Consider the following 6,047-nt stretch of genomic DNA (forward strand, 5'->3'; position numbering starts at 1 on the left):
TGACGCGATGGGAGAAGAAAGTCGAAAACTACGAGGCGATGCTGCATTTTGCTTGCAGCATCATTGTCTGGAATAAAATCCTTTTGGGATAGATTCTAAATCGCTGGTTCATCAACTGGCCGATACCACTTGCTCGGTGATGCTTATCCCGGATGTGTTTACTTTCAATATCCTGCATTCGCGCACCATTGAAGTGAATGGCGTGCCTGTCGTTTCCGTGATTGATACTCCCCTGAGCGGGATCAACCGGGTGATCAAGCGCATTGAAGATATTGTGCTGTCGTCATTAATCCTGGCGTTGATTTCACCGGTGCTGTGCGCCGTCGCCCTGGCGGTCAAACTGAGCTCGCCCGGGCCGGTGATTTTCCGCCAGACCCGGTATGGGATTGATGGTAAGGCCATCAATGTCTGGAAATTCCGTTCAATGCGGGTCATGGAAAACGACAAGGTGGTGACCCAGGCCACCAAAGGCGACCCACGAGTTACCCGCGTGGGCAGTTTCCTGCGCCGCACCTCGCTGGATGAATTACCCCAGTTTATCAATGTGTTCACCGGCGGTATGTCCATTGTCGGCCCGCGTCCCCATGCGGTAGCGCACAACGAGCAGTATCGCAGCCTGATTGAAGGCTACATGCTGCGCCATAAAGTGAAACCCGGGATCACCGGCTGGGCGCAAATCAATGGCTGGCGGGGCGAAACCGATACCCTGGAAAAAATGGAGAAACGCGTTGAGTTTGACCTGGAGTACATCCGTGAATGGAGTCTTTGGCTGGACATCAAAATTGTGTTCCTCACGATATTTAAAGGTTTTGTGAATAAGGCAGCCTACTAATGAGCCTGAGAGAGAAAACCATCAGCGGCGCGAAATGGTCCGCAGTCTCCACCCTGACCATTATTGGTCTGGGGATGGTGCAGATGACCGTGCTGGCGCGGATGTTCGACAGCCACCAGTTCGGTCTGCTGACTGTCTCGCTGGTGATTATCGCCCTTGCCGATATGTTGTCGGACTTTGGTATCGCCAACTCCATTATTCAGCGCAAAGAAATCAGCCAGCTGGAGCTGACCACCCTTTACTGGCTGAATGTGGGGATTGGGGTTGTAGTGTGTGTGCTGGCGTTCAGCCTGAGCAATGTGATAGCCGGGGGGCTGCGTAACCCGGACCTGGCACCACTTATTCGCACGCTGGCGTTTGTGTTTGTGGTTATCCCGCACGGCTTGCAGTTCCGCGCGTTAATGCAAAAGGAGCTGGAGTTTAACAAGATAGGGGTGATTGAAACCCTGTCCGTGTTGTCCGGTTTTACCTTTACGGTAATCAGCGCTCACTACTGGCCTGTCGCTATGACCGCCATCTGGGGGTATCTGGTCAATAGCGCGGTGCGCACTGTGCTGTTCGGTTTTTACGGGCGGAAAATTTACCATCCGGGGTTGCAGTTCTCGCTGAAATCCGTGGCGGCTAACCTGCGTTTCGGGGCCTGGCTGACGGCGGACAGTGTGGTGAACTATATCAATACCAACCTCTCCACTCTGGTGCTGGCGCGTATTCTTGGCGCCAGCGTCGCCGGGGGATACAACCTGGCGTACAACATGGCAGTGGTGCCGCCCATGAAGCTGAACCCCATTATTACCCGGGTTCTGTTTCCGGCGTTCGCCAAAATTCAGGATGATATCGACAAGCTGCGGGTTAACTTTTATAAGCTGCTCTCGGTGGTGGGGATAATCAACTTCCCGGCACTGTTGGGGTTAATGGCGGTTTCCAGCACCTTTGTGCCCCTGGTGTTCGGGGAAAAATGGAACTTTATTATCCCGATTCTGCAATTGTTAAGCATTGTCGGGGTGCTGCGCGCCATCGGCAACCCTATCGGTTCACTGCTGATGGCAAAAGCCCGGGTCGATATCAGCTTTAAATTCAATGTGTTTAAAACCTTCTTATTTATTCCCGGCATTATTCTCGGCGGTGAACTGGGCGGTGCGCTGGGAGTGACCATCGCGTTTCTGATTATCCAGATCCTGAACCTGTTCCTGACCTATTTTGTGATGATTAAACCGGTGCTTGGCCCCAGTTATCGGGCCTACATGCTGAGTGTGTGGCTGCCGTTCTACTTGTCGCTGCCCACGCTGGTTGTGAGCTGGTGTCTGGGTCTGGCCATGAAAGGCCATGCGCCGCTGTCTGTGGTTTTTGCAAGCCAGGTGATTGCCGGTGTCGCGGCCTTTGTCGCCATGCTGGTTATTTCCCGTAATAGCCTTGTGGTGGAGCTTAAACGTCAGCTCTGCCGTAACGACCGCCTGAAAACATTATTGCGCGCCTGGTAATGGCGCCTGCCGACTTTATTTCTTCGGAGCAGGGAGGCTCCGTGACTGCTTTTTTTGTGGAAATACCTTTCAGAGGTCTTTATGAAATTGTTGATTCTTGGCAACCACACCTGTGGCAACAGGGGTGATAGCGCCATTTTGCGTGGACTTATCGATGCGATTACCGTTCTTGAACCTGATGCTGATGTACATGTGATGAGCCGATATCCGGTCAGTTCCGCCTGGTTGCTGAACCGCCCGGTATTTAGCGACCCCCTGTACAAGCAGATGAAGAAGTTCCTCAATGCCAGCGGGCTTCTGGGACGGGTGAAGAAGGTGCTGCGTCGTCGTTATCAACACAAAGTGCTGCTGGCGAAAGCCAGTAACCGTGGGCGAATGCGCAACATTAAACTGCCCAGGGGGTATACGGATTTTGTCGAAACCCTTAAGCACTACGACGCCATTATCGGCGTGGGCGGGTCGTTCTATGTGGACCTGTACGGCGTGCCGCAGTTTGAACATGCCCTGTGCAGCATGATGGCGAAAAAGCCCGTCTATATGATAGGCCACAGCGTGGGGCCGTTTCGCGATCCGCAGTTTAACCAGGTGGCGGATTATGTGTTTGGTAACTGCGAGGCATTGATCCTGCGTGAGCCGGTCAGTCTGGACCTGATGCAAAAAAGCCACATTGATACGCAGAAAGTTGAGTCCGGGGTGGATACGGCCTGGCTGGTGGACCACCAGGATGCGCAATACAAACCCAGTTATGTGGTGCGCCACTGGCTGGATGTGATTGCCGCGAAACCCACGGTGGCGATTACGCTGCGCGAGCTGGCGCCTTTCGACCAGCGCCTGGGCACCACCCAGGCGGCCTATGAGGAAGCCTTCGCCTCCGTGGTGAACCAGGTGATTGACGAGGGGTATCAGGTAGTAGCGCTGTCTACCTGTACGGGCATTGACAGTTACAACAAAGATGACCGCATGGTGGCGCTGCGGCTGCGTAAGCTTATCCGCCAGCCGGACCAGTATCACCTGGTGATGGATGAACTGAATGACCTGGAGATGGGCAAGTTGCTGGCCGCCTGCGACCTGACGGTGGGGACCCGTCTTCATTCCGCCATTATTTCCATGAACTTTGGTACCCCGGCCATCGCCATTAATTATGAACACAAATCCGCCGGCATTATGCAGCAACTGGGCATGCCTGAAATGGCGGTGGATATCCGGCAGTTGCTGGATGGTTCCATGGTCAACCGGGTGACGGATACCCTGCACGACCTGGACCACATTAACCCTCGCCTGGCACAGGCGGTAAATGAGGAGCGAACGGCGGGCATGGCTATGGTGAGATCCGTGCTTGACCGTATTCAGGAGGCAATATGAAGGTCTGTTTTTTTCTGCTCAAGTTTCCGGTGGCATCGGAAACCTTTGTGCTGAATCAGATCGTGGCATTTATTGACATGGGTTATGAGGTGGAAATTGTCGCGCTGGCAAAAGGAGGTATGTCTCATACCCATGGGGCGTTTACCCGGTATAACCTTGCGGCGAAAACCCACTGGCTGCTGGATGAGCCTGAAGGGAAGAAGGCCCGCCTGAAATATCGGGCCTTGCGTACCCTGAAAGGGCTGGGTCGGCCCGCTACCTGGCGGGCGCTGAATATGGCCCGTTATGGCGATGAAGCCCGTCACCTGATTTTGTCCGCCATTTGCGGCGGGCAGACAACCCCGCTGCAGGCCGATGTGTTTATCGCCCATTTTGGCCCGGCGGGGGTAACGGCGGCGAAATTACGCGAACTGGGCGTGATTCGCGGCAAAATCGCCACGGTATTCCATGGGGTGGATGTGTCGCACCGCGAGGTGCTGGCCCACTACACGCCGGAATATCAACAATTGTTCAATCGGGGCGATTTAATGCTGCCCATCAGCGCGCTTTGGGCCAGCCGTTTACAGTCCATGGGGTGCCCGGAAGGAAAAATCGCGGTATCGCGCATGGGGGTGGATATGGATAAATTCTCCCGCAGGCCGTTAAAGGTGCCGGGTTCGCCCCTGGAAATTATCTCTGTGGCGCGCCTGACAGAGAAAAAAGGGCTCCATGTGGCGATAGAGGCGTGCCAGTTACTGAAAAGCCGCGGCATTCCGTTTCGCTACCGGATTTTGGGCATCGGCCCCTGGGAGCGCCGCCTGAAGACATTGATAACGCAGTTCGGGCTGGACGACCAGGTGGAGATGTGCGGTTTTTGTCCCAGCGAGGTGGTGAAGACCATGCTGGATGAAGCCGATCTGTTTTTATTGCCTTCCGTCACTGGCACGGATGGCGATATGGAAGGGATCCCGGTGGCGTTAATGGAAGCCATGGCGGTGGGGATCCCGGTGGTGTCGACGGTGCACAGCGGCATACCGGAACTGATTGAGTCCGGAAAATCCGGCTGGCTGGTGCCCGAGAATGACGCTGTCGCCCTGGCTGATCGTTTACAGGCGTTTGGCCATGTGGATGCAGCGGAACTGTCGCCGTTGCTGACGCAGGCGCGGCAGAAGGTTGAGCAGGAATTTAATCAGCAGGTGATTTATCGCCGCCTGGCGAACCTGCTGCAGGCGCTGTAAACGGAACTGAGGAACTATGTCTACCTTAAAACCTGAGTCTGATATTAACCCGATGTTGTCCCGCCGCCGGTTGTTACAGACCGGCGCGGTGTTCGCCACGGTCCCCTTTATGCAGGGTATAGCCCGGGCGGCGGGCGCGGGGGCGGTGAATGTCCAGCAGTACCACCAGACGGACTGGCCCGATGCGTTTAACCGCGCATTCAGCGCCGCCAGTGTGGTATCGGTGCCTGCCGGGCTGGTGTGCGATGGGTTTAACAGTATGGTGACCATCCCCGCCGGGAAAACACTCCAGGTCGCCGGGGAAATTAAAGGGGAAGGCAAGGGCGGTTTTATTTTGCAGGACCACAGCCAGGTGCTGGGCCAGAGCGGGGGCCATTGCCATAATCTGGTGCTGGATGTGCGGGGCTCTGATTGCACCATCAGCGGTCTGGAGATGACCGGTTTTGGTCCGGTGGCGCAGATTTTTATCGGCCCGAACGCTCCGGCGGAAATGCGCAACCTGACCCTGGATAAGCTCCATATTCATCACGCTAACTACGCCATTCTTCGCCAGGGGTTCCACAATAAAATGACTGGCGTGCGCATTACCAACGGGCGGTTTACCGACCTGCAGGGCGATGCGGTTGAGTGGAATGTGGCCATCAATGACAGCGACCTGGTTATCTCTGATCATGTTATCGACAATATCAATTGTACGAACGGCAAGATCAACTGGGGGATAGGCATTGGGCTGGCGGGGAGCACCTATGATAATAGCTATCCTGAAGGCCAGACCGTAAAGCGTTTTGTGGTCGCCAATATTACCGGCAGTAATTGCCGCCAATTAGTCCATGTTGAGAATGGGAAACATTTCGTTATTCGCAATATTAAAGCGAATAACATCAGCCATACCTTTAGCCAGAATGCCGGTATTGATAACGCCACCATTGCTATTTATGGCAGTGATAATTTTCTGATAACCAATGTGGATATGGTGAACAGCGCCGGCATGCTTATCGGTTACGGCGTGGTAAAAGGCAATTATTTATCCATCCCGCAAAACTTTACCCTGAGTGATGTCCGGGGCTTTGTTGAATAAATCGAACTTTTAGCCGAAATTAGGATCAGATCACCACACTCCTGACCCTGTAGCGACATCCTGTGACAAAGCAAAAGTTC

The 6,047-nt window shown here is 54.5% G+C and carries 3 protein-coding genes and 3 pseudogenes; all 6 read left to right on the forward strand.

Going from position 1 to position 6,047, the window contains the following annotated elements; genetic code table 11:
- Positions 1-92: pseudogene (locus F9C28_RS19510) on the forward strand (IS5/IS1182 family transposase); the annotation flags it as partial.
- A pseudogene (locus F9C28_RS19515) lies at positions 86-832 on the forward strand (undecaprenyl-phosphate glucose phosphotransferase); the annotation flags it as partial. The pseudogenes F9C28_RS19510 and F9C28_RS19515, both read left to right, overlap by 7 nt.
- On the forward strand, positions 832-2,310 hold the full coding sequence (locus tag F9C28_RS19520; RefSeq protein WP_134411593.1) for an MOP flippase family protein: 1,479 nt from the start codon (positions 832-834) through the stop codon (positions 2,308-2,310). The pseudogene F9C28_RS19515 and the gene F9C28_RS19520, both read left to right, overlap by 1 nt.
- 81 nt (positions 2,311-2,391) lie before the next feature.
- On the forward strand, positions 2,392-3,672 hold the full coding sequence (gene wcaK / locus F9C28_RS19525; RefSeq protein WP_134411594.1) for a colanic acid biosynthesis pyruvyl transferase WcaK: 1,281 nt from the start codon (positions 2,392-2,394) through the stop codon (positions 3,670-3,672).
- A complete protein-coding gene (wcaL, locus tag F9C28_RS19530) occupies positions 3,669-4,889 on the forward strand; it encodes a colanic acid biosynthesis glycosyltransferase WcaL (RefSeq protein ID WP_199016916.1) in 1,221 nt (406 codons plus the stop codon). The genes wcaK and wcaL overlap by 4 nt, the downstream gene beginning before the upstream one ends.
- 52 nt (positions 4,890-4,941) lie before the next feature.
- Positions 4,942-5,949, forward strand: a pseudogene (wcaM, locus tag F9C28_RS19535) (colanic acid biosynthesis protein WcaM); the annotation flags it as partial.
- Positions 5,950-6,047: the final 98 nt, after the last annotated feature.

Source organism: Shimwellia pseudoproteus, from assembly GCF_016415625.1.
In the GTDB taxonomy this organism is placed as follows: Bacteria; Pseudomonadota; Gammaproteobacteria; order Enterobacterales; family Enterobacteriaceae; genus Shimwellia; species Shimwellia pseudoproteus.